The sequence below is a fragment of the Flavobacterium rhizosphaerae genome, from assembly GCF_046000445.1.
GTDB lineage: Bacteria > Bacteroidota > Bacteroidia > Flavobacteriales > Flavobacteriaceae > Flavobacterium > Flavobacterium rhizosphaerae.
On sequence record NZ_JBELPZ010000005.1, the window covers coordinates 103,764 to 125,601 of the forward strand.

Below are 21,838 nucleotides of genomic sequence, written 5' to 3' on the forward strand. Positions count from 1 at the left end.
TACGGCTGTTAATTTGATAATTGTAAACTATTATATTTGCAGCTTTAAACACACAACTAAAATGGCCAGAGCACTTATTATAGGCGCCTGCGGGCAAATTGGCACCGAACTTACAAAAAAACTGCGCAGCCTTTATGGTAAAGAGGCCATTATAGCATCTGATGTACGCAAGGGCGACCCTGCGTTTGTAAACTCAGGTCCTTTTGAAGTGGTAAACGCGCTCGATTTTAACCAGGTGGAAAACCTGATAGAAAAGCATGCGATAAAAGAAGTGTACCTTATGGCGGCACTACTTAGCGCCACGGCAGAAAAAAATCCTGCCTTTGCCTGGGACCTTAATATGAATTCGCTTTTTCATGTGCTTAACCTGGCCAAAGCAGAAAAAATAGAAAAGATTTTCTGGCCCAGTAGTATTGCTGTTTTTGGCCCTACTACCCCTAAAAAAAATACGCCGCAGACAACCGTAATGGAACCCAGTACCGTTTACGGAATATCCAAACAGAGCGGTGAGCGCTGGTGCGAATATTATCATAATGCTTATGGTGTAGATGTGCGCAGTATACGATATCCCGGCCTTATAAGCTGGAGTACGCCCCCCGGTGGCGGCACCACAGATTATGCGGTGGATATTTACCACAAAGCCCTGAAAGAAGATGCTTATACATGCTTTTTAAAAGAGGATACCCGCCTGCCCATGATGTATATGGATGATGCTATACGGGCTACTGTAGAGATTATGCAGGCACCAAAGGAGCAGATTAAAATACACTCATCTTATAACCTTTCTGCAATGGATTTTACCCCGGCTGAAATTGCCGGAGCCATAAAAAAACAGCTGCCTGATTTTACGATTGCGTATGAGCCAGATTTTCGCCAGAAAATAGCCGACAGCTGGCCCGAAAGTATAGATGACACTCCGGCGCGTAACGATTGGGGCTGGCAGCATGAGTTTAATTTAGAGGCCATGACAGCCGACATGCTGATGCATTTAAATACTAAAAATCTTAAAAAGGAAGTACGATAAGCTATTGCTTCGCCTTATGTAGTTTTTCAATCAGCGCATCTTCATAATGCGCTTTAAGAGGTATTACCTCTTTACTGGCTTGGTTAGGCACCGTCATAGAGAGTACATAGTGCTTTATTTTCCAATCACCTTTTTGTTTTTCTAAAACACCGCTGCCACGGCAAATTTTCATCCGTGTGTCCAGTAGTTCATCAAACCAGGCCACTTTACCATCTTTACTAAAATAGATATCGCGTTGCACCGGTGTAAATGTCCATGCCTTACCCTTATTAAAATGCGGTTTGGCATAGGCCACAAATGCTGCCTTATCCCATTTTTCGGTAGCATCAGTACCAATAAAATAACCATCCTCTGCTATAGCATCAAAGTACATATCAAAATCGGCGTTCGCTGCCGCCTTGTGCCAGTTGTCCAGTAATGTGTTTATGGCTTTAGTATCGTTTTGTGCTGTGCGAAAAATAGTAGCAGAATTATAAACATCAAACATGATATAATGATGGAAATTGCAGTGTAACGATAATATAAATTTTTAAACATAATTATATTTAGTAATAGATTGTTTGTTAAAAAACGTTAACTTGTACGTCATTAAAAACCAATTTAAATCAATTATTCATGAAAACAAAAAAATTATTTGCAGCGGCTATGCTGCTTGGCGGGATTGTATTGTCTAATGGGCAGACTGTGACTAATGTTGCAACAAATGGATTGACTAGTTATGGCTATGACGCAGGCTCCGTTGCAGGTCAACATTCAGCATTTTATGGTACAAATGCGGGTCAAAATCTGTCAAATTTAGGTAATACCGCAATTGGACACTCGTCAGGGGTAAGTGTAAGTGGTTCTACTGCTAAAGACAATAGTTTTTTTGGCTATATGACTGGATATTCAATTACTTCTGGAAGCAGCAATGTAATTATGGGTCATAGAGCAGGAACTTTTTTAACAACAGGAAATTCAAATACTCTTACAGGCCTTATAGCCGGAGAAAGCACGACTGGGGGAAATGCTAATGCTTTTTATGGGAGAGGTGCTGGCAATAAAAATGAAAATGGGAGTAAAAATGTGTATTTAGGCTCAAATTCGGGATTTTATAATGAAGGTTCTAATAACATTTTTATAGGGTATAGAGCGGGCTTCAACTTTAACTACAATATATTACCAAGTGTTAGTAATAAATTACTAGTTGATAATGAAAGTGATAATTTCCCTATAATTTATGGTGATTTCGACACTAATAAAGTAGGTGTAAATTTTGATATTAATAATGTTTCCGCTACTTCAAATGGCTTCCCTTCAACTGTTGGTACTACAGATCTTAGCGATTACCAGCTCTTTGTAAATGGTGGTGTTTTAGCTACTGAAGTAAGAGTGGCACTTAACAGCAGTTGGGCTTGGGCAGACTATGTTTTTGCTAAAGATTATAAACTGCCTACACTTACTGAGGTGGAGCAATACATTGCACAAAACGGGCATTTGCCAAATGTGCCATCTGCTAAAGAAGTTAAAGAAAACGGTATTGAAGTAGGTGAAATGGCAAAGATACAACAGGAAAAAATTGAAGAACTTACACTATATACTATTGCTCAAAACAAACAGCTTGAGGCACAGCAAAAACAACTTGATGCACAACAAAAAGAGATAGAAGAACTGAAGGCGGCTGTAAAAGCGTTGGTAGCTACTAAAAAGTAATATACGTTTAACCTAAATTATACAATTATGAAAAACGTATGTTTAATTATAACCTTTTTGCTATTGTATGGGCTTAAAGTTTATTCTCAACAAGACAAAGTGACGGCAGATAGAGCGAAGGAGAAAGAAATCGAGCAATTCATTGAAAAAAATTTTAATAAGTATAAATTAACGTCTGCCAAAGTGCAGGCATTGAGAGCCGATTTTGAAGAGGAAAAGCTGCATGGACATAATAGTGGGATGGAGGATGATTTTTTACATTTGCTTGAAATAGTAAAAGAGCATGAGTTGAGAAAGCTTTATTTTGAAGAAAATCCTGAAACAGAATATTCTTCCTCACGTTTGGCAGTACCTTATATATGCGATAATGGAGGTTTTGAAGATGGAAATACAAATTATTATGATTTTAAATATGATGTTTTGAGTGATTTTAATTTAGAGATTGACTGTGATTTGACAAATAATAACTGGACTTATTTTTCATCATCTTCTACAATAAATAATCCCTCAAGTAAAGCTACACTAGTTAATAATGATCCAAATATTTCTGCAGGAAATGATATTTTGTTAGAATCGCATGGTATTCATATTCCAAGAGTAAATATTGGTAATTATGCAGTTAAACTTAATGATGATTATAACAATGTATCGGCTGGCTATACAGGAACAACAATGAGTAAATTATTCTATGTCAGCAGTACAGATATAAGCTACTCTTTTTCATTAATTGTTGAAAACCCCACAAACCATGATAGCATTGATCAACCACACTTTATTGCTAGGCTAATTAGAGCTTCCGATAATCAAGTTATAGACCAGAATTGTATAATCTCTAGTGTGCTTAACTCAACTTTATTTAATAATGCGGGTAATTTGTTAAAACATAATGGTGTATATAATGCCCCATTATTATATACTGGTTGGCAATGTGCAAGTTTAAACACCGGGGAAATAGAAGAAGGAGAGCTAGCTATATTACAATTTATTATTACTGATTGTGGTGCGGGTGCTCACTATGGTACAGTATATATTGATGATATATGTGTTGGTAATGGTGATGGTTGTGCTTATGGAGGTGTTGATTTAGAAATAAATACCCCCGAGATTATAAATTGCCCTACTTTTCCAATTAATATTTGTGGTTCATTTGCACCACCTCATACAATCAATACAGATCCTGTTGAATATGGTATATTAACATCTATTGAATTAAAAATACTACAAAATGGTATGCCTATAAATCCAACAATAATTAATAATCCTGTAATAACAGGAAATCAATTCTGCTTTAATATTAATGAAATTGATTTTGGAGGAAGCCCTTCGGGTGTATATGAATATCAAGCAATAGCAACATTTTCAATTAGCAATACCAGTTATACCATTGAAGATACTTCAGCAAATGCAGGTCCTGATATAACCTTTGAAGATTGCGACCCGTGCCCTGATTGTATTGATATATCAGCAGATGTTTTATCTTCTTCTTTAGATCAGCAAGAAGCAGAAATATGTATTAACAGTAATAAAGTTATTGATAATACATCGCAGGCTATTTACCATGCAGGTACAGAAATTGTATTGACAGATGGTTTTTATGCCGCATTAGGTTCAGACAATAGGTTTTATATTGAAGGATGCTCTGGAAATTATGTAAAAAGAGTTGTAAATCCTAATACGCAGCCAGATAACTCGGATGTTAAAGTTGATTTAATACCTGTTGACTTTTTATTGTCTGAAATATCTATTTACCCTAACCCAACCAATGATTTTGTGACTATTGGTGGGCAAGGTTTAGTCTTACAACAGATAAGTCTTTATGGTATAGACGGTAAACAGATTTATTCTGCTTCATGTAATAATGAGAGCTACAAACTCGATATGAATACTTACCAAAAAGGAATTTATCTTCTCACGGTAAGTACAACTGATGGAAAAACAACAACGGTTAAACTCATCAAAAACTAATTCATAAATTAGTAACTATAACAAAGGCGGCTCACATGAGCCGCCTTTTATTTATTTTTTAGGCTAAAACTAACAACTATAACTTAAAACCTACAGCCCAATACTCTCGTTATGTTGCGACATATCTAGTCCCATAGCTTCAGACTCTTCCGAAACCCTTAGGGGAATAAATAAATTAGTTATTTTATACAGTAGCAAAGCCCCGAAGAACGAGAATGCAGCAACCAATATCAGTGCCATCATGTGGTGACCAAAAACCTCCCAACCACCGTATAAAAGGCTCCCGCCTTCTACCTCGGCAAAAATAGCGGTAAGTATCATCCCCATAATACCGCCCACACCGTGGCAGGCAAAAACATCAAGGGTGTCGTCTATACGTTTCAGGCGTTTCCAGTTTACCATAAGGTTAGACACTATAGCAGCAATAAACCCGAAGAATATACTTTTTGGTATGCTTACAAAACCCGCAGCAGGGGTAATGGCTACAAGCCCAACCACGGCACCGATACAACAACCTAGCGCCGACACCTTTCTGCCGTTAATACGGTCGAAAAACGCCCAGGTAAGCATAGCCGAAGCCGATGCTATAGTAGTAGTGGCAAAAGCCATGGCAGCCGTACTGTTGGCCGCAAGCGCCGAACCTGCATTAAACCCAAACCAGCCAAACCAAAGCAGCCCGGTGCCCAACAGCACAAACGGAATATTAGTAGGTATATGCTCCAGGTTTTTACGTTTGCCTAATACCATTACACCGGCAAGGGCGGCAAAACCGGCACTCATATGTACCACCGTACCCCCCGCAAAATCTTTTACGCCAAAGTAAGCGCCCAATAGTCCGTCAGGATGCCAAACCATATGGCAAAGGGGTGCGTATATAAAAATTGAAAATAAACAAATGAATAATAAAAAGGATATAAACCTGATGCGTTCTGCCAGGGCGCCGGTAATAAGCGCCGGGGTAATCACGGCAAATTTCATCTGGAACAAGGCAAACAATACAAAAGGTATAGTGCTGGCCATAGCCGAATGTGGATGCTGGTCTACATAATCAAAAAAGGCAAAATCGGCAGGGTTACCAATTATTCCATAATGTACGCCGTTAATAGTAGGACCTATAGGATCGCCAAACGAAAGGCTAAAGCCCACCGCAACCCATAATATACTAATTACACCCAGGCAGATGAAACTCTTTAACATGGTAGAGATTACATTTTTTTTGCCCACCATACCTCCGTAAAAAAAGGAGAGGCCGGGCGTCATAAGCAATACCAGGCAGGCAGCCGTAAGCAACCATGCAACGTCGGCATAAGATATAGTATCGGTAGCATTAAAATCGGCATTAGAGCCGTTAATGGTTTTATGTTCCCAAAAAAGCCCGGTAACGGCTACTATAGCAGTAATGACAAAAGCAACAATCCAGCGCTTTTCTATTTTTTTTTCGTTCATACCCTTTAATTTATGGGGTCAAAAATATAAAAATTATGTTAACTGTACGTTTGCCCTCTTAAAAATTAAGGGGTTGGTAAATTTTAAATAATTAAGTAATATTAAAAAGAAGTTTTACTCTTACAAGATAGTTATATAAGCGGAATTACTAAAAAAATCAGATTGAAAATTATAATGCAAACACAAAATTTTGCACTTTTGCTAAAGGGATTTAATGTTTTAAAACCATTAGCTATGAACGATTTACCCTACACTATTGAAGATAACAGGCTATTTGAAACGCTTGCTGATGTGGCGTACCTTTGTGGGCAACGCGGTTTTTTTAGTGGCGACTCCCGGCAGGATATTGCCGAGTTCATCCGGTGGGCACGTGAGTTTGAAGCCATACATGATGATACCGACTGGGATGAGGTAGATTATCATGACACTATTGAGGCATTCACCTTAAACAAACTCAGGATTGGTATAGAGTAGTTACTCCACTACTAAAATTTTATTTAGCAAGTTTTCAATTTCTAAATTTGAATACGGCATTTCCGCTGTAACTTCTATATTTTGAAACTCATGCCAATTATGGTCAGCATCGATAATATTATCAAAATATAAAACAGGTATCTCCCAAGCCTCCGCTACAAAAAATTCACCATCAATTAAATTTGATTTAATAATATTGTTGATGGTTTTAGCAGCAATATTGTTTGTATTAGCAAATACTACACTCCCATATTGCTTATAATTGCTTGCATCCCGATAAAGGTAATTTAGTTTGATGTTGGGCATAGTACTATTTAAAAATTACATCACGGTGAAATTCTAAAAACTCTTTTTTAGGTGGATATTTAATTTCTCTTGGCAAAGACTTATTTTCAATGGGCGCAAAGTATTTAGGATAATATTCTTTATCAATATTACTTTTCAGGCTCTGAGAAATTAAAACTTTGTAATTATCGTCAAATGCTAAATAACCCTTATCAAAAGCGCGGTCATATAGCGCAGATAAGCAAATTCCGTTTTCAGGATTTAATCGCTCTTTTTCATCAGTTGCCCAAGGCTTAATATGACTTGCAAACAATAAATCGGGAACATCAATTCCTGTTAACCCGCATTTTGATTTATAATTGGTTAATACCATTTGTCTGAAAAAAGATTGATTAACACGTGTTTTAATGGCTCGTATTTTTGTTTCACCTTTTAAGTCCTTCAAATCCCACAATACATCATTATATTTTTGCTCAATAGTTTGGTGTTCTTTTTCTGCCAGTATTTGCTCGCTCAAAAAAACCAACTCTTCTTGATTGTTGAAAAATTCATCCCATATTAATTGTGTTTGAACACCTGCATTTTTAAGACCGCCTACACCTCTATTTTGATGGTAAGGATCAATACTGGCAAAATTGCCTAAGCGCATTACTATAGAGGCAGGTGTCCTTCCAATTAATTCTGCAAGTTCAATTATTTTAGGATTTCCAGTGTGTGTTTTACCAAACTCTATTTTAAGATATAAGTTAAAAGCTAAAATATATTCTTCTCTTATCCAAAGTCTTTGTTTTGTACTCATGAGATATCTTGGTAGGTTTGAATGACAAATTCAAAGCTACAACTTTTACAAATATGAACCTGAGTTTCCCACTTTGTATGAGCTAAATCTAAAATGATATCAGTTCTTGCTCCACATAGCGGGCATACAGTTGGTTGGTCAGAATAAGTATAAACTTTTGCGTAATCAATCATAAAACGAAATTAAAACAGGTTTTATAATTACACAGCCTACAATTGTACGCGCGAGCCTTCGAGTTATCAACACATTTACTTCCAACAACCGTTAAACTTCCCACAAACCATTTTCAAAAAAAATCCGCAATTACTACTTTTAAGCTGCAAACCGTAGCATTATGAAACAGCCCCTGCTGGCTTTTAACGATAAAGGCATTTACTGCGCCCGCGCCGATGTATATTTAGATCCATGGCGTGCGGTGCCCAAGGCTATTATCACCCACGGGCATAGTGACCATTCCCGCTGGGGCCATGGTAGTTATATAACCCACCACCTCAATATACCCATCATAACACACAGGTTGGGCGAAATAAATGTTTCCGGTAAAGAATGGGGCGAAACCTTTACCATTAATGGCGTAAAGTTCAGCTTTCACCCTGCCGGGCATATTGTAGGCAGCGCACAGGTGCGTGTAGAATACAAAGGCGAAGTATGGGTGTTTACAGGCGATTATAAGACCGAAGATGACGGACTTGCCACACCTTACGAAGTAGTAAAATGCCACACGTTTATAACCGAAAATACCTTTGGGCTGCCCTGCTTTAAATGGCTTCCGCAGGCAGAGGTAATGGCCGATGTAAACAACTGGTGGGCCCAAAACCGCGCCGATGGGTTTACCTCGGTGCTTTTTGGCTATACACTCGGTAAGGCACAACGGCTGCTGAAGCATTTAGACCCTTCCATCGGTAAAATTTACACACACGGGGCGGTTGATAACATGACAGAAGTAATCCGCCCTATGGTAGATATGCCCGAAACGATACGCATTACCTCCGATATTAAAAAAGAAGACCTGAAAGGCAGCATGGTGCTGGCGCCGCCCAGCGCACATGGTTCGCCCTGGATAAAGAAGCTAACCCCCTATGTAACGGGTTCGGCAAGTGGGTGGATGGCATTTCGCGGCGCACGGCGCAGGCGCGCTATAGATAAAGGTTTTGTGCTGAGCGATCATTGCGACTGGCAGGGGCTGCTGGAAAGCATACAGGCCACCGGCGCAGAAAAAATAATCTGTACCCACGGCTATAGTGATATCTTCAGTACTTATTTGCGGGAACTGGGCTATGATGCCCGTACCGAGCATACGCAATATGAAGGCGATGAGGGCGATACAGAAACCAAAGAACCGGGAGAAGTTCCGGAGGAAGGAGGGCTATGAAATTATTTTCAGAACTCATAAAGACCTTAGACAGCAGCAATAAAACCAACGTAAAGGTAGAAGCGCTTACGGAGTATTTCCGGCAGGCGAACGATGACGATAAGGTGTGGACTATTGCCATACTTTCGCACCGCAGGCCGCCACGCCCCGTTAATACCAACCTGTTGCGCCTCTGGGCTGCAGAACTGGCTAATATCCCCCTATGGCTGTTTGAAGACAGTTACCATATTGTGGGCGACCTTGCCGAAACCATTGCGCTCATCATTCCTAATTCAACCGACGAAAGTGATAAAAGCCTTACCGAGTTTGTGGAAGAGATGATTATACTGAAGAAGAAAACCGAAGAAGAAAAAAAGGCCTACCTCCACAACAATTGGCTTAGCCTCAATTATTATGAGCGGTTTGTGTTTACCAAACTCATAACAGGCAGTTTCCGCATCGGGGTAAGCCAAAAGTTAATGACACGCGCCCTTAGCAAAGCTACCGGGGTTGAAGAAGATATATTGGCCTATAAACTTATGGGCGATTGGGATCCCTCGGCTGTAAGCTTTGAAAAACTGGTACTGGATGATAAGGAAGACTTCAATTATTCCCGGCCGTACCCGTTTTACCTTGCTTACGCCATTGAAGGTGAACCTGCAGATTTGGGCGATGTTAAAGACTGGAGCGCCGAACACAAGTGGGATGGCATCCGCAGCCAGACAATTATACGTAATGATGAACTTTTTGTGTGGAGCCGGGGCGAAGAACTGGTTACCGATAAATATCCGGAATTTGAAAGTTTCCTCCGGGTTATTCCAAACGGCACCGTGATTGACGGTGAAATACTCCCCTGGGTAAAAAACAATATAGGTTCGTTTAACGATTTACAAACGCGTATCGGGCGGAAGACCGTTACACCTGCACTTTTAAAGAAAACACCGGTGATCATACGGGCCTATGATATATTAGAGTGGGAGGGGAAAGACATCCGTAACCTGCCGTATGCAGAAAGGCGAAAAATTCTTGAACAGCTTTTTGAGCAGGTAAAAGGGAATGATTTACCACTACAGCTTTCAGAGCGTATTCAGTTAGATACCTGGCAGCACGCCCTGCATGAAAAAGAAAAAGCACGCGAATTGCGCAGTGAGGGGCTGATGTTTAAGCGAAACGATTCGGTTTACGGTGTTGGGCGTAAAAAAGGGGACTGGTGGAAGTGGAAACTCGACCCGTTTAGTATAGATGCCGTACTTACCTATGCCATGCGCGGTAGTGGGCGCCGCGCCAACCTGTTCACCGATTATACGTTTGCCCTCTGGCAAACCAACGATAAGGGCGAAAAAGAACTGGTAACCTTTGCAAAGGCTTATTCCGGCTTAACCGATGCAGAATTCCGTATGGTTGATGATTATATAAAAAAAAATACGTTAGAGCGTTTTGGCCCTGTACGCAGCGTAACACCCAAACTGGTTTTTGAAATCGGCTTTGAAGGCATAGCATTTTCCAACAGGCATAAAAGCGGGGTGGCAACACGCTTTCCGCGTATTTTGCGTTGGCGCACCGACAAAACCATAGAAGAAGCCAACACCATAGATGATTTAAAAGCAATGATACCTAAATAAGTTTATAAAGTCATAAAGTCGAAAGTTGTAAAGTAACAAAGAGACAAATAACATTAAACTTTAAACCTGAAACTTGAGACTTGAAACATAAAGTATGAACAGAGAACAATTATTCAGCATAGCAAGCGGCTGGTTTGAGGGTAAGGGGTGGAAACCGTTCCCGTTCCAGACCCAGACGTGGACAGCCTTTTTACAGGGCAAACACGGCCTTCTCAATGCCCCCACAGGCAGCGGGAAAACGTATGCCCTCTGGATGCCCATTGTTCTCGATTATATAAAAAGTAACCCCGATTACAAAACCAAACATAAACCGGGTTTAAAAGCCATCTGGATAACACCCCTGCGGGCACTTTCGGTAGAAATTAAGCAGGCCGCAGAGCGCGTGGCAGACGACCTTCAAACACACCTTACGGTAGGCATACGTACCGGAGATACTTCTTCTTCAGAGCGTACTAAGCAGAAAAAAAAGATGCCCGACCTGCTCATTACTACCCCGGAAAGCATGCAGTTAATGCTGGCATCAAAAGACTATCCTAAAATGTTTAAATCCTGCCGCGCTATTATAATAGATGAGTGGCATGAACTATTGGGAACCAAGCGTGGCGTTCAGGTAGAACTGGCATTAAGCAGGCTCAAAACCATAACGCCAAAAATGCGTATCTGGGGTATTTCTGCCACTATAGGCAACCTGCAACAGGCTATGGAAGTACTGCTTGGCCCGGAATCAGAAGCCTTGCAAAACAGCACCCTAATCAGGGCGCATATCAATAAAAAAATAAATGTACACTCTATTATCCCTGAAAAGATGGATGCCTACCCCTGGCGGGGGCATATGGGGCTGCACCTGGTAGATGAGGTTGCCGATATCATCAAAAAAAGCAAAACAACCTTGGTTTTTACCAATGTGCGCAGCGCATGCGAAATCTGGTATCAGGCGTTGCTGGACAAGCATCCGGAGTTTGCCGGGGAGATAGCCATGCACCACGGCAGTATTGCCAAAGAAACGCGCCTTTGGGTAGAGCAGGCCATACGTGAGGAACGCTTAAAGGCAGTAGTATGTACCAGCAGCCTGGACCTTGGGGTAGATTTTGCCCCGGTAGAAACGGTAATACAGGTAGGCGGCCCCAAAGGAGTAGCCCGTTTTTTGCAGCGTGCCGGCCGTAGCGGGCACCGCCCGGGGCAGGAGAGCAATGTATATTTTCTTGCCACCCATGCCATAGAGTTGGTAGAAGCTTCTGCATTGCGCCGTGCCGTACAGGAAACCGTGGTTGAAGACCGTATACCTTACCTTAACAGCTGGGATGTTTTGGTACAGTACCTGGTTACCCTTGCTGTAAGTGATGGGTTTTACCCCGCAGCTATTTTTAAGGAAGTTAAAAGTACCTTTTGTTTTCAGGCGATGACTGAGGATGACTGGCAGTTTTGCCTTAATTTCATCTCCAAGGGCAGCCAGAGCCTGCAGGCGTATGATGAATATAAGAAGGTGGAAATTGAGGAAGACGGCAAATTTAAGGTAAACAGCCGGGCAATAGCGCTGCGCCACCGTATGCAGATGGGCACCATTGTGGGCGATGCGGTAATGAGTGTAAAGTTTTTTGGCGGCGGTTACCTGGGCAGTATAGAAGAATGGTTTATATCTAAACTGAAACCGGGCGATGTATTTATTTTTGCAGGCAGAAAACTGGAGCTAGTCCGCGTTAAAAATATGGAGGCATTAGTGCGCCGTGCCGCTCCCGGTGCCAAAGCCGTACACGCAAGCTGGATGGGGGGGCGTATGACGCTTTCGGCACAAATGAGTGAATTGTTGCGGGAAGAACTATATACAGCCAACACCCCTGAAAAAAATCCGGAATTGAAAGCGTTAAATCCCGTCTTTACGCGCCAGCGTAAAGAAAGCATAGTGCCTGATGATAACCAGTTCCTAATAGAAACTTTTAAAACCCGTGAGGGCTACCACGCCATTTTTTATCCGTTTGAGGGGCGCTATGTGCATGAGGCGCTTGCCAGCCTTATGGCCTACCGCATCAGCCTGCTATCGCCCATAACTTTTTCACTGGCGTATAACGATTATGGTTTTGAACTGCTGAGCGACCAGGAGATTGATATGCAAATGGTTTTGGATAACGACCTTTTTACGCCCCGCCACCTGCACGCCGACCTGCAACAGAGCCTTAATGCCACCGAAATGGCCCGCCGAAAATTCCGGGATATTGCTGTAATTGCCGGGTTGGTATTTACAGGTTACCCGGGCAAAATTGTAAAAACAAAACACCTGCAAAGCAGCAGCCAGCTTATTTTTGAGGTGTTCCGCGATTATGAGCCCGACAACCTGTTGTTTCAACAGGCCTACCGCGAAACCTTTGAACACCAGTTGGAAGAAGGCCGTTTGCTCATGGCATTAGAGCGCATAGAGCGGCAGGAAGTGGTATGGAAACAATGCGAAAAACCCACACCGTTCAGTTTCCCAATCATTACCGACAGGCTACGGGAAAAACTATCTTCAGAAACCCTTGCCGAGCGTATTAAAAAAATGACGGCGAATTATATGAAGTAAACTTCAGCCATTATAAATTTGCTATTTTAAAATTCTCAACTTACATAGTATCTTTGCAGGAATGTTACAGGATGCATGACTCTCGAAATCTCCCTCAATAACAACAATTTTATACTTCATTGCTCCGGCACTATGTACTGGGTGCAAAAACGGTTGCTGCTTATTAGCGATGCCCATTTAGGTAAGGTAAGCCACTTCCGTAAGTTTGGGGCAGCCATACCCGGTGCGGTCATTCACAAAAACTTTATAAAATTAGATGAGGTGGTGGAGTATTTTCAACCCGAAGGCATCTGCTTTCTGGGCGACCTGTTCCATAGTGATATTAATAACGAATGGCAACTGTTTCATGATTGGGTGGTAAAAACCAACAAGCCCATAGTTCTTGTAGCAGGGAACCATGATATCATCAACCCGGCAAAATATCATGATATTAACATTCAGATAGTAAGTGAATGGCAAACAGGTGGTTTTTTGCTTACTCATTATCCTGAAAAACGGGAAGGGTTTTTTAACTTGTGTGGGCACATACACCCAGCGGTTAGGCTAACAGGTCTCGGGCGGCAGTCAGTTAAGTTACCGTGCTATTTCAGGTCCGGCAGCCAGCTGATATTGCCCGCATTTGGTGAGTTTACAGGTACTTATGTTATGGAGCCCACCGAAGAAAGCATGATTTATGCTATTTTGAAAGACGATGTTATAGAAGTTACTGTTGCAGGTAAATAGCTAATATTATAAATATTTGGTAAAATAGGCACTATTGGTACTCTTTTTGAGTTATAATGCGTATATTACTTTATAATAACTTTTTTGTTGACCTCAATACATTATTCATAAACAACACTGGATAGTGAATTTAAGTTACACTTATCCTTTATTTTTTTTATTTATGAATACAAAATTGAAATTTAATAATGCATCCCGATCAAAATTTTTCGCCACAACCCGAAAGCGGGTAGACGAATATTTTCAGGACTCAGAAAACAGCCGTAATGCCAACAGCTATATGTGGCTAAAAGTGGTTTTTTTCCTCGGGATTTTTTTTACGCTTTACGGGCTTATCATTTCCAACATTTTTACCGTTTGGGTTATGCTGCCCTTAACCGCCCTACTGGGTATGTTTAGTGCCTTTGTTGGGTTTAATATATGCCATGATGCTATTCACGGCTCATTGTCATCTAATAAAGGGGTAAACAAAGCGTTTGGTTACCTGTTTAACCTTTTGGGTGCCAGCCCTTATGTGTGGAGTATAACCCACAATGTAGTGCACCATACGTATACTAATATTGCCGGGCATGATGAAGATATTGAAATTGCACCGGGTTTAATACGCCTTTCAGAGGAGGAACCCGCAAATAAAATACAGCGTTACCAGCATTTTTATGCGTTTCCGCTATACGGCCTGGCCTCGTTGTCTTGGGTTTTCCGTAAAGATTACAAAAAGTTTTTTCAGCCAAAAGTTGGGCAAACGGTTAGTAAACATCCTAAAAAAGAGTATTTTAACCTGTTTTTTCATAAAGGGATATACTACTTTTTATTTATTATATTGCCATTACTTGTACTCAATATTACCTGGTGGCAGTTTATTATTGGCTTTTTAGTATTGCAGGTTACCCAGGGCTTAACCATGGGGTTGGTTTTTCAGCTGGCACATGTGGTAGAGGGTACCGATTTTCCGTTACCGGACAGTAGTGGTAATATGGAAGAAGCCTGGGCAGAGCATCAAATGCGTACCACAGCTAATTTTTCTTCAAGCTGCCCCATAGCAGCATTTTTTCTGGGAGGGCTAAACCGCCAGATAGAGCATCATCTTTTCCCCAAGGTTTGCCATATACATTATGCTAAAATTGGTGAAATAGTAAAACAGACTGCGCACGAATTCAACCTGCCCTATATAGAAAGCCCTACCTTTTTTGCAGCCCTAAAATCGCATTACAGGGTATTGAAAAAATTCTCAGTTCAGGCGGCTACACTATAATTTTACCTTGCTTCTTCACGCAGCTTTTCCCGGTGCATGGCACCCCATTCAGCAAGCGTTCGCATTACCTCGTTTAATGTTTGCGTATATTCGGTAGGCTCATAAGTTACTATAACGGGTGTTCCTGTGTCTACCTTTCGCTCAACAAATCCATTTAGTTCCAGTTCCCTGAGCTCATTGCTCAACACCTTGGCAGAGATGCCTTGTATGGCGCGTTGCAATTCATTAAAACGGGTGTGTCCCTCGCGTAATGCAAGTATAATTCGCAGCCTCCACTTGCCGCCAATAACATATACGGCATCGCCTACATTGTTAAGCTGTGCCTGGCATTGTTGTGTATTTAAATGGATAACGGCTTTCTTTTCCATAATTATAATATCAGGTTACGCTAAGGTAACTACTTACCTTAAGTATACTACTAACTTTTAGTAAGCTAAAGTACGTAATTTTGTCTTGAAAATACTAACAGAAAATTATTTTTTAGGATGAAAAACATACTGCACATAATAACAAGTCCCAGAGGGAAAGAATCTATAAGTATTAAACTTGGTAATGCATTAGTAAATGAAGTGCTGCAAACACATCCTGGTAGTACGGTAACTGAATTAAATCTGGCGGAGCATCCGCTTCCTCATCTTGATGAAGCAACTGTAAATGCATTGCGTACTCCGGTTGACCAGCATACTGAGCTGCAAAAAGAAGTAATTAAAGCCTCTGATGCAGCTATTGCGCAACTTTTTGATGCCGACATATTGGTTATAGGTGTGCCACTTTACAACTTTGGTGTACCGAGCAACCTAAAAAGCTGGTTAGACCACGTGCTGCGTGCCGGAAAAACATTTAGCTATACAGCTGAAGGCCCTAAAGGGCTTGCTGCAGGTAAAAAGGTATACCTGGCATTTTCATCCGGAGGGGTTTACAGTGAAGGCCCTGCAACCGGGCTTGACTTTGCAACTCCTTATTTAACGGCAGTTTTAGGCTTTATTGGTATACAGGATGTGTCGGTTATCCGAGCAGAAGGGCTTGCCATACCCGGCCTGAAGGAAAACGCCTTTGACAAAGCCTTGGCTTCCATAGAGGTATAATATAAAAAACACACCCTTTTATTTAAGCTATCTATACCGGTAGCTTTTTTTTATACATTTTAAAAACCTGCTGACATACCTTTGTCACTACCTCCCTGTACTTTTGTAGCTATAATCAAAAACAACAATATTATGGAACAGGTAAAACAGGTTACATCAGCCATTATGACTCCCGAAACATTGCTAAAACACTGGCAGGGGCACCGTGGGCTTACCCGCAGGGTAATAGAGACTTTCCCTGAGAATGACTTATTTACATTTTCTATTGGGGGTATGCGCCCTTTTGCCACGCAGGCAATGGAAATAATAACGCTTACCGGGGCAGGCGTAAAAGGGCTTGCCACTGGTGATTGGGGTAATGGCCAACCGGCATATATTACCGGGGAGGGAATGCCCGAGACAAAAGAACAGCTTCTTAAAAACTGGGATGAGGCTACGGAAATGCTTGAAACCTACTGGGAGCAGATTTCAGCAGCCGATTATGGTGATAAAGTGAAAATTTTCGGGCAATGGGACGGTACTATTTTAAGCGCTATACAGTATTTTATGGATAACGAGATACACCACCGTGCACAGGGGTATGTATACCTGCGGGCCCTAAATATAGAACCACCCGCTTTTTGGGACAGACCTATGTAAACTATGCAAACGAAGCCGTCTCACAACCTGAGGCGGTTTTTTTGCATTTTAGGGAAGTAATTCGTATATTTAAGTGTTGATTTTTAGCGGCTTAAATATGAAATTCAAACATTAGAACCAACACCAAACCACCCTTTTGCCCTATTCATTTGATGATTTTATAGCCCCATCGCATCCGGTGCGTAAGTAGATAAGGTTGTAGAGGCTTTAAACATCAAACCGCTTTTAAAAGCCTACAGTGAGGAAGGCAACCCTTCCTATCATCCAAAAATGTTGCTTAAGGTAATACTGTATGCCTACATGACCAATATTTATTCCTCCAAGAAGATAGAATTAGCGGTCGGGGAAAACATTAATTTCATGTGGCTGACAGGAATGGCTGTTATTGACCATAATACCATCAGCCGTTTTCGAACCAATAAGCTGAAAGATTCCTTTAAAGAGATTTTTCAGCAGGTGGTTTTAATGTTGGCAGAAGAAGGGCTGATTAGCTTAAAACAAATTTATACCGATGGCACAAAAATAGAAGCCCAGGCCAACAAGTACAGCTTTGTTTGGGGCAAAAGCATTAAAACCAACAAGGCTAAAATGCTAACCCAACTGGAAGAACTATGGAACTATGCCCAAAGCATTAGCGATGATGGTAATAATCCCGAGCCGCCTGAGTTTAAAGAAATCAGCAAAGAAGTTATCCAAAAGACAGTGACGGAGATAGATGCCAAGCTCTCCGGGAATGAAAAAGCAAGCCCAAAAGCCAAAGCCAAGCTGCGCTATATCAAACAAAATTTTGAAAACAACCTTGAAAAGTATGAACAACAGGAGGCTATTTTAGGGGAGAGGAACTCTTATAGCAAGACCGATACTGATGCTACTTTTATGCGGATGAAAGAAGACCACATGCAAAACGGCCAGCTCAAGGCTGCTTACAATGCCCAGATATCAACAGAGAAACAAATCATTGTAAATTATACCATCCACCAAAACCCAACTGATACCAAAACCCCGCAGCCCCATTTAGAAAACCTGAAAGAAACTTTTGGTAAAGAGGTGTTTAACGGGTTAGAGGAAATTACCGCCGATGCGGGCTACGGAAGCGAAGAAAACTACGATTACCTGGAAAAGCACGGGCTTACAGCTTATGTGAAATACAATACTTTTGATAAAGAGCAGGACAGGAATTATCAAACCAAACACAAACCATTTAGCAAGGAAAACCTTTATTACAACCCCGATGGGGATTTTTATATATGCCCAATGGGGCAGAAAATGTACAAAACCCATCAAACCAAGCGCATAACCGAAGCTGGCTACACGCAAGATTTATCACACTATCAAGCCCAAAATTGTGAAGGCTGCCCCTTGCGCGGCCAATGTTTTAAGGCCCACGGCAACCGCAGCATTGAGAGGAATCATAACCTTGAGCGGCATAAAGAACGTGTCAGGGAATTACTGCTTAGCGAAAAAGGAATCAAAAAAAGAAAACAGCGTACAGCCGATGTAGAACCCGTGTTTGCACAACTCAAACACAACCAAGGCTTTAGGCGCTTTACGTTAAAAGGCCTTGAAAAAGTAGAGTTAGAGTTCGGGTTAATGGCTTTAGGGCACAATTTAAGGAAGAAATTAGCCGCATAAACTACATTAAAACTTTACCCAACTTTTTTGAACACAGTAGTCCAAAATAAAACAACATAAAAAAACCGCCCCAATTTAGTATTGAGACGGCTTCGTTTGCATTTAAAATAAGTAGTTTTTACTCTTTTATAATTTTTATGGTTGATGTGGTAGCCCCGGCTTTTACCTTAACCATATAAATACCCGCTTGTAAGGCATAAAGGTTAATAGTAGCTGAAGCATGGGCACCTTGTACCATCATGCCTAAAGTATTATACACTTCAATACTGTCAACAGTTACCTGGTTCTTTGTGCTTATAGTAAGCACATCTTTAACCGGGTTGGGGTAGGCCGTTATATTGCCCAGAGAAATTACACTTTTTGTACCTAATGTAAAATTGGTACTGTTTATAGTATTAGTACTCTGAGCTTTATTTGCAAACATCATTTCCGGAGTTGCTGCCTCACTATCTAATGGGGCATATAATTCAAGACTTGATTTTAGCATGGCACCTTCATTAAGGGCTGTAATTTCCATTTCATTCATCCCAGAACGGTAAAAAAACCAGTTCCGGTAATTAATATTTGCCGGGGCATTAGTTCCGTGCAATGAATATACCTGTGGTTCGAGTTGTTCATCAACACTGCCTTCAGCTGTTGCATCTGTATACAGCACAGTATGGCTCCATGCATAATAATGGGTAAGGGTTACTTTATGCCATGCGCCGTCGTTAACAGCTATTGTACCTGTAATAGTACTGCCAGATGGGGCTGTATACACTACATAGCCATTTTCATTAAGCAATAGTGAACCCTCATTACTACCATTAGTGGTAAATGCCATCATGTGGCCGTTACCTGTAGTTTGAATATCAAATGATACGGTAAATGAATGTACAGTATTATCAGGGGTAAAAGTAAGTGCACCACCACCCGAAACAGGATCGGGGGTTATATAGGTATTCATGCTTAACTGCGGTTGCGGCTTGCCTGCCTCAAGGGCATCAAATAGGGAGGGAACTATAGCATACGCAAATTCAGCGTGGCCGGCATCATTAGGGTGCAGGCCATCATCCCAATAACCGTCAACCCAGTTTCCGGTACCGTTATCCATGGCACCCAGCAGGTTGGTGCTCGGTACATCCCATTGTGCCATCATCAGGTTCATTTCCTTTATAAATTCATAATCAGTAGTATTATAATCTCCTCGTCCATAGTTGTTAAACACTACCGGAGTTTTGCCAATTTCTTCGGTCATATCAATAATTTGCTGTAGGTTTTCATTATACTGATCAAAAGCTACCTGCCCCGCTTCGTGTATGCCTTCGTTACCAAGTGCAAGCCCAAATACAACATAGCTACTGCAATCGCCTACCAAATCTTTCTCAAAACGGTTTAGTACTGATACCGTGGTGTTACCATTTACCGAAATATTAGACCTGTAAAAAGGAGAGCTTCCGTTAATGGCCCTATCCTGAAGTATTTCATTGTATAAGTAAGCATAACCATGAAGGCCTGTTGCACCTTGGCCGTTAATGACTGATGAACCCATAAATGATATTTTATAAGGGTCTATAGAAACGCACTCTATACCATACGTATAATTACCCAGGTCAAGTGTAATGATGAAATTGCCATACTTCAGGTCGATATCGCTCATAGGTACGCCATACTCATTGGCAACCGATTCCATTATAACCGAATGTTGGGAGCCTGTTATTTTTTTAAATACATAGCTCCAGCTTTGGTTGGCCTTAAATACAAAGCGTGGGTTAGTATCAGTACCTACTACGGTCATATCTACTTCCGCCTGCCAAACACCATTGCCCTGATAGGTTAAGGTTTCATCACCTCCCCAGCCGCCTGCAATGCTGCTGCCCACCACGCTCCAGTTAATGGGTAATATAGTATAGGCGCCAGTTGCAAGGTTTACCGTAATACGTACCGGGCCGCTTTCTACAGGGTCTATCGCATCTCCACCTGCTTCTATAATGCCGGCAGTACCGTTTTCGCCATACATTGTAGCGGTATCACCCTGCCCGTTATAAAAGCTGAAGGTACCGTTTTCGTCAAGGCTGGTATAAATTTCAAATATATTGCTAATGGTACCCTCTAAGCCGGTTACCATGTGCATAGGAAGGGCGGTAGAGGGGTTGTCACCATTCTCTGTAGCGCTGCCGTTAAGATAGAGTTCTGTCCACTGGTCACTTATGGTAATAACCGTACTGCCGGATACATCAGGGTTTGTGGCACTTGTAGCCGTTACAGTTACACTACCGTTTCCGGTTGGAATCAGCATGCCATTTTCGTTGATTATAGCTACAGAAGTATCATCTACACTCCAAACTACACCGGGGTAAGTGGCATCTGCAGGCAGTACATCAGCCATCATTTGCGAAGTACCTCCGCTGGTTATAATATCAGTGCCGGTTACAGTTATTGATGTAACATCAACTACAGGCAGATTGTTATACTCCTCCATTTTAATCACATTCATGTAGCCGAAAGCGTCTTGCGCAATTGATACATCAATAGTAATTGTACCATTAGCATCGGGTGAGATGATTGTAGTTTCAAGGATAGTATTTATATTGCCTGTGCCACTGTCACTGGTTTGTATCTGCCCGTTAAAGCTGTTAAGCCCGGTTACTGTATAAGCCGTTTTGCGTATAGCGGTAGTGGGCCGGGAGGCAAAAATGTAAAATTTATAGCCGTTACCTGCGGTAAGGTTGCTAAAAGTTACCTGCCCGGTATTGTTGCCCGATCCACCGCTTTCAAGGTACCAGTAATCCTGGGTTGCCGTGCCAATAGCCAAATCTCCCAAAAGCGATGCTACCGGTGCTGTAGGGCCGTAATTAATAGAGGTGTTTACAATAAAATTGTTGGTAACCTCCATATCAATACCGGTATCGGTATTCTGGTTATTTACAATATCATACGTAGCGCCTACTGCTCCGCTTGTAGGGTTGTTCCAGTAATTATTATTGAGGTCAGGGTTTACGGTTATGGCGCCGTTGGTACCAACATTAGGGCCAAAGTCTATATACATGGTTTGCTCCAGTGTTTGCCCATGTACATGTGCCAGGCTTACCAACATGCCCAGTGAGAGTAATAATTTTTTCATACAAGTTTTTATGTTTAATTCACTATATCGTTTGCGAATAACGCGAATAAAACAAGTAGTTTATAAAAGTGTAGTGAATAAGTAGATTGCAGGTAATGCAAATTATTGTAAATTAATAGTTTGCATTAGTTGTTGTCCTTTAAAAAGTAGATGTGTTATCTGTATATAATTTTAATTTGATGAAATTCTGGG

General features: G+C 41.3%; 17 protein-coding genes and 1 pseudogene. 12 read left to right on the forward strand and 6 right to left on the reverse strand.

Annotated features, from left to right (window positions below):
• Positions 1-61: 61 nt before the first annotated feature.
• Positions 62-1,024, forward strand: coding sequence for an L-threonine 3-dehydrogenase (locus ABS766_RS07035; RefSeq protein ID WP_408084424.1), 963 nt, complete (start codon positions 62-64; stop codon positions 1,022-1,024).
• A gap of 1 nt (position 1,025) precedes the next feature.
• Here ABS766_RS07035 and ABS766_RS07040 read toward each other — a convergent pair whose 3' ends face one another.
• The gene (locus ABS766_RS07040) at positions 1,026-1,511 is read right to left on the reverse strand and encodes a nuclear transport factor 2 family protein (RefSeq protein ID WP_408084425.1); all 486 of its coding nucleotides are present in this window, start codon (positions 1,509-1,511) and stop codon (positions 1,026-1,028) included.
• Between the two features lie 128 nt (positions 1,512-1,639).
• Here ABS766_RS07040 and ABS766_RS07045 point away from each other — a divergent pair, with 128 nt between their 5' ends.
• Together ABS766_RS07045 and ABS766_RS07050 are read left to right on the forward strand one after the other, a co-directional pair.
• Positions 1,640-2,716: a hypothetical protein gene (locus tag ABS766_RS07045; protein WP_408084426.1), complete on the forward strand. Its 1,077-nt coding sequence runs from the start codon at positions 1,640-1,642 to the stop codon at positions 2,714-2,716.
• A 27-nt stretch (positions 2,717-2,743) separates the two neighbouring features.
• The gene (locus ABS766_RS07050) at positions 2,744-4,681 is read left to right on the forward strand and encodes a T9SS type A sorting domain-containing protein (protein WP_408084427.1); all 1,938 of its coding nucleotides are present in this window, start codon (positions 2,744-2,746) and stop codon (positions 4,679-4,681) included.
• Positions 4,682-4,771: 90 nt separating this feature from the next.
• Here ABS766_RS07050 and ABS766_RS07055 read toward each other — a convergent pair whose 3' ends face one another.
• Positions 4,772-6,127 carry an ammonium transporter gene (locus tag ABS766_RS07055; protein WP_408084428.1) on the reverse strand — a complete coding sequence of 452 codons (1,356 nt, stop codon included), beginning with the start codon at positions 6,125-6,127 and terminating at the stop codon, positions 4,772-4,774.
• Positions 6,128-6,361: 234 nt separating this feature from the next.
• Here ABS766_RS07055 and ABS766_RS07060 point away from each other — a divergent pair, with 234 nt between their 5' ends.
• A complete protein-coding gene (locus ABS766_RS07060; protein ID WP_408084429.1) occupies positions 6,362-6,601 on the forward strand; it encodes a hypothetical protein in 240 nt (79 codons plus the stop codon).
• Here ABS766_RS07060 and ABS766_RS07065 read toward each other — a convergent pair whose 3' ends face one another.
• Both ABS766_RS07065 and ABS766_RS07070 read right to left on the reverse strand, forming a co-directional pair.
• Positions 6,602-6,907, reverse strand: a complete 306-nt coding sequence (locus tag ABS766_RS07065) for a hypothetical protein (protein WP_408084430.1) — start codon at positions 6,905-6,907, stop codon at positions 6,602-6,604.
• A gap of 4 nt (positions 6,908-6,911) precedes the next feature.
• Positions 6,912-7,685, reverse strand: coding sequence for an HNH endonuclease (locus ABS766_RS07070; RefSeq protein WP_408084431.1), 774 nt, complete (start codon positions 7,683-7,685; stop codon positions 6,912-6,914).
• Between the two features lie 334 nt (positions 7,686-8,019).
• Here ABS766_RS07070 and ABS766_RS07075 point away from each other — a divergent pair, with 334 nt between their 5' ends.
• The 5 genes from ABS766_RS07075 (at position 8,020) to ABS766_RS07095 (ending at position 15,187) form a co-directional block, all read left to right on the forward strand.
• Positions 8,020-9,057 (forward strand): ligase-associated DNA damage response exonuclease, encoded by a 1,038-nt coding sequence (locus tag ABS766_RS07075; protein ID WP_408084432.1) that lies wholly within the window; start codon positions 8,020-8,022, stop codon positions 9,055-9,057.
• Positions 9,054-10,658 carry an ATP-dependent DNA ligase gene (locus ABS766_RS07080; protein WP_408084433.1) on the forward strand — a complete coding sequence of 535 codons (1,605 nt, stop codon included), beginning with the start codon at positions 9,054-9,056 and terminating at the stop codon, positions 10,656-10,658. The genes ABS766_RS07075 and ABS766_RS07080 overlap by 4 nt, the downstream gene beginning before the upstream one ends.
• 94 nt (positions 10,659-10,752) lie before the next feature.
• Positions 10,753-13,212, forward strand: coding sequence for a ligase-associated DNA damage response DEXH box helicase (locus tag ABS766_RS07085; RefSeq protein ID WP_408084434.1), 2,460 nt, complete (start codon positions 10,753-10,755; stop codon positions 13,210-13,212).
• A 75-nt stretch (positions 13,213-13,287) separates the two neighbouring features.
• Positions 13,288-13,935, forward strand: coding sequence for a ligase-associated DNA damage response endonuclease PdeM (gene pdeM, locus ABS766_RS07090; RefSeq protein WP_408084435.1), 648 nt, complete (start codon positions 13,288-13,290; stop codon positions 13,933-13,935).
• Between the two features lie 163 nt (positions 13,936-14,098).
• Positions 14,099-15,187 (forward strand): fatty acid desaturase family protein, encoded by a 1,089-nt coding sequence (locus ABS766_RS07095; RefSeq protein WP_408084436.1) that lies wholly within the window; start codon positions 14,099-14,101, stop codon positions 15,185-15,187.
• Between the two features lie 2 nt (positions 15,188-15,189).
• On the opposite strand, the gene ABS766_RS07100 is transcribed toward ABS766_RS07095, so the two are convergent.
• Positions 15,190-15,555 (reverse strand): winged helix-turn-helix transcriptional regulator, encoded by a 366-nt coding sequence (locus ABS766_RS07100; RefSeq protein ID WP_408084437.1) that lies wholly within the window; start codon positions 15,553-15,555, stop codon positions 15,190-15,192.
• Between the two features lie 117 nt (positions 15,556-15,672).
• Between ABS766_RS07100 and ABS766_RS07105 the strand changes: the two genes are divergently transcribed.
• The 3 genes and pseudogenes from ABS766_RS07105 to ABS766_RS07115 all read left to right on the forward strand — a co-directional run bounded on the left by ABS766_RS07105 (position 15,673) and on the right by ABS766_RS07115 (position 18,543).
• On the forward strand, positions 15,673-16,272 hold the full coding sequence (locus ABS766_RS07105) for an FMN-dependent NADH-azoreductase (protein ID WP_408084438.1): 600 nt from the start codon (positions 15,673-15,675) through the stop codon (positions 16,270-16,272).
• A 132-nt stretch (positions 16,273-16,404) separates the two neighbouring features.
• Positions 16,405-16,911: a DinB family protein gene (locus ABS766_RS07110; protein ID WP_408084439.1), complete on the forward strand. Its 507-nt coding sequence runs from the start codon at positions 16,405-16,407 to the stop codon at positions 16,909-16,911.
• A 136-nt stretch (positions 16,912-17,047) separates the two neighbouring features.
• Positions 17,048-18,543 (forward strand): annotated as a pseudogene (locus ABS766_RS07115) (IS1182 family transposase).
• A gap of 118 nt (positions 18,544-18,661) precedes the next feature.
• Here ABS766_RS07115 and ABS766_RS07120 read toward each other — a convergent pair.
• Positions 18,662-21,646: a T9SS type A sorting domain-containing protein gene (locus tag ABS766_RS07120; protein ID WP_408084440.1), complete on the reverse strand. Its 2,985-nt coding sequence runs from the start codon at positions 21,644-21,646 to the stop codon at positions 18,662-18,664.
• Positions 21,647-21,838 lie beyond the last annotated feature (192 nt).

Coding starts and splice junctions, on each gene's coding strand:
- ABS766_RS07035 (WP_408084424.1), top strand. CDS start 62: ATGGCCAGAGCACTTATTATAGGCGCCTGCGGGCAAATTGGCACCGAA.
- ABS766_RS07040 (WP_408084425.1), bottom strand. CDS start 1,511: ATGTTTGATGTTTATAATTCTGCTACTATTTTTCGCACAGCACAAAAC.
- ABS766_RS07045 (WP_408084426.1), top strand. CDS start 1,640: ATGAAAACAAAAAAATTATTTGCAGCGGCTATGCTGCTTGGCGGGATT.
- ABS766_RS07050 (WP_408084427.1), top strand. CDS start 2,744: ATGAAAAACGTATGTTTAATTATAACCTTTTTGCTATTGTATGGGCTT.
- ABS766_RS07055 (WP_408084428.1), bottom strand. CDS start 6,127: ATGAACGAAAAAAAAATAGAAAAGCGCTGGATTGTTGCTTTTGTCATT.
- ABS766_RS07060 (WP_408084429.1), top strand. CDS start 6,362: ATGAACGATTTACCCTACACTATTGAAGATAACAGGCTATTTGAAACG.
- ABS766_RS07065 (WP_408084430.1), bottom strand. CDS start 6,907: ATGCCCAACATCAAACTAAATTACCTTTATCGGGATGCAAGCAATTAT.
- ABS766_RS07070 (WP_408084431.1), bottom strand. CDS start 7,685: ATGAGTACAAAACAAAGACTTTGGATAAGAGAAGAATATATTTTAGCT.
- ABS766_RS07075 (WP_408084432.1), top strand. CDS start 8,020: ATGAAACAGCCCCTGCTGGCTTTTAACGATAAAGGCATTTACTGCGCC.
- ABS766_RS07080 (WP_408084433.1), top strand. CDS start 9,054: ATGAAATTATTTTCAGAACTCATAAAGACCTTAGACAGCAGCAATAAA.
- ABS766_RS07085 (WP_408084434.1), top strand. CDS start 10,753: ATGAACAGAGAACAATTATTCAGCATAGCAAGCGGCTGGTTTGAGGGT.
- pdeM (WP_408084435.1), top strand. CDS start 13,288: ATGACTCTCGAAATCTCCCTCAATAACAACAATTTTATACTTCATTGC.
- ABS766_RS07095 (WP_408084436.1), top strand. CDS start 14,099: ATGAATACAAAATTGAAATTTAATAATGCATCCCGATCAAAATTTTTC.
- ABS766_RS07100 (WP_408084437.1), bottom strand. CDS start 15,555: ATGGAAAAGAAAGCCGTTATCCATTTAAATACACAACAATGCCAGGCA.
- ABS766_RS07105 (WP_408084438.1), top strand. CDS start 15,673: ATGAAAAACATACTGCACATAATAACAAGTCCCAGAGGGAAAGAATCT.
- ABS766_RS07110 (WP_408084439.1), top strand. CDS start 16,405: ATGGAACAGGTAAAACAGGTTACATCAGCCATTATGACTCCCGAAACA.
- ABS766_RS07120 (WP_408084440.1), bottom strand. CDS start 21,646: ATGAAAAAATTATTACTCTCACTGGGCATGTTGGTAAGCCTGGCACAT.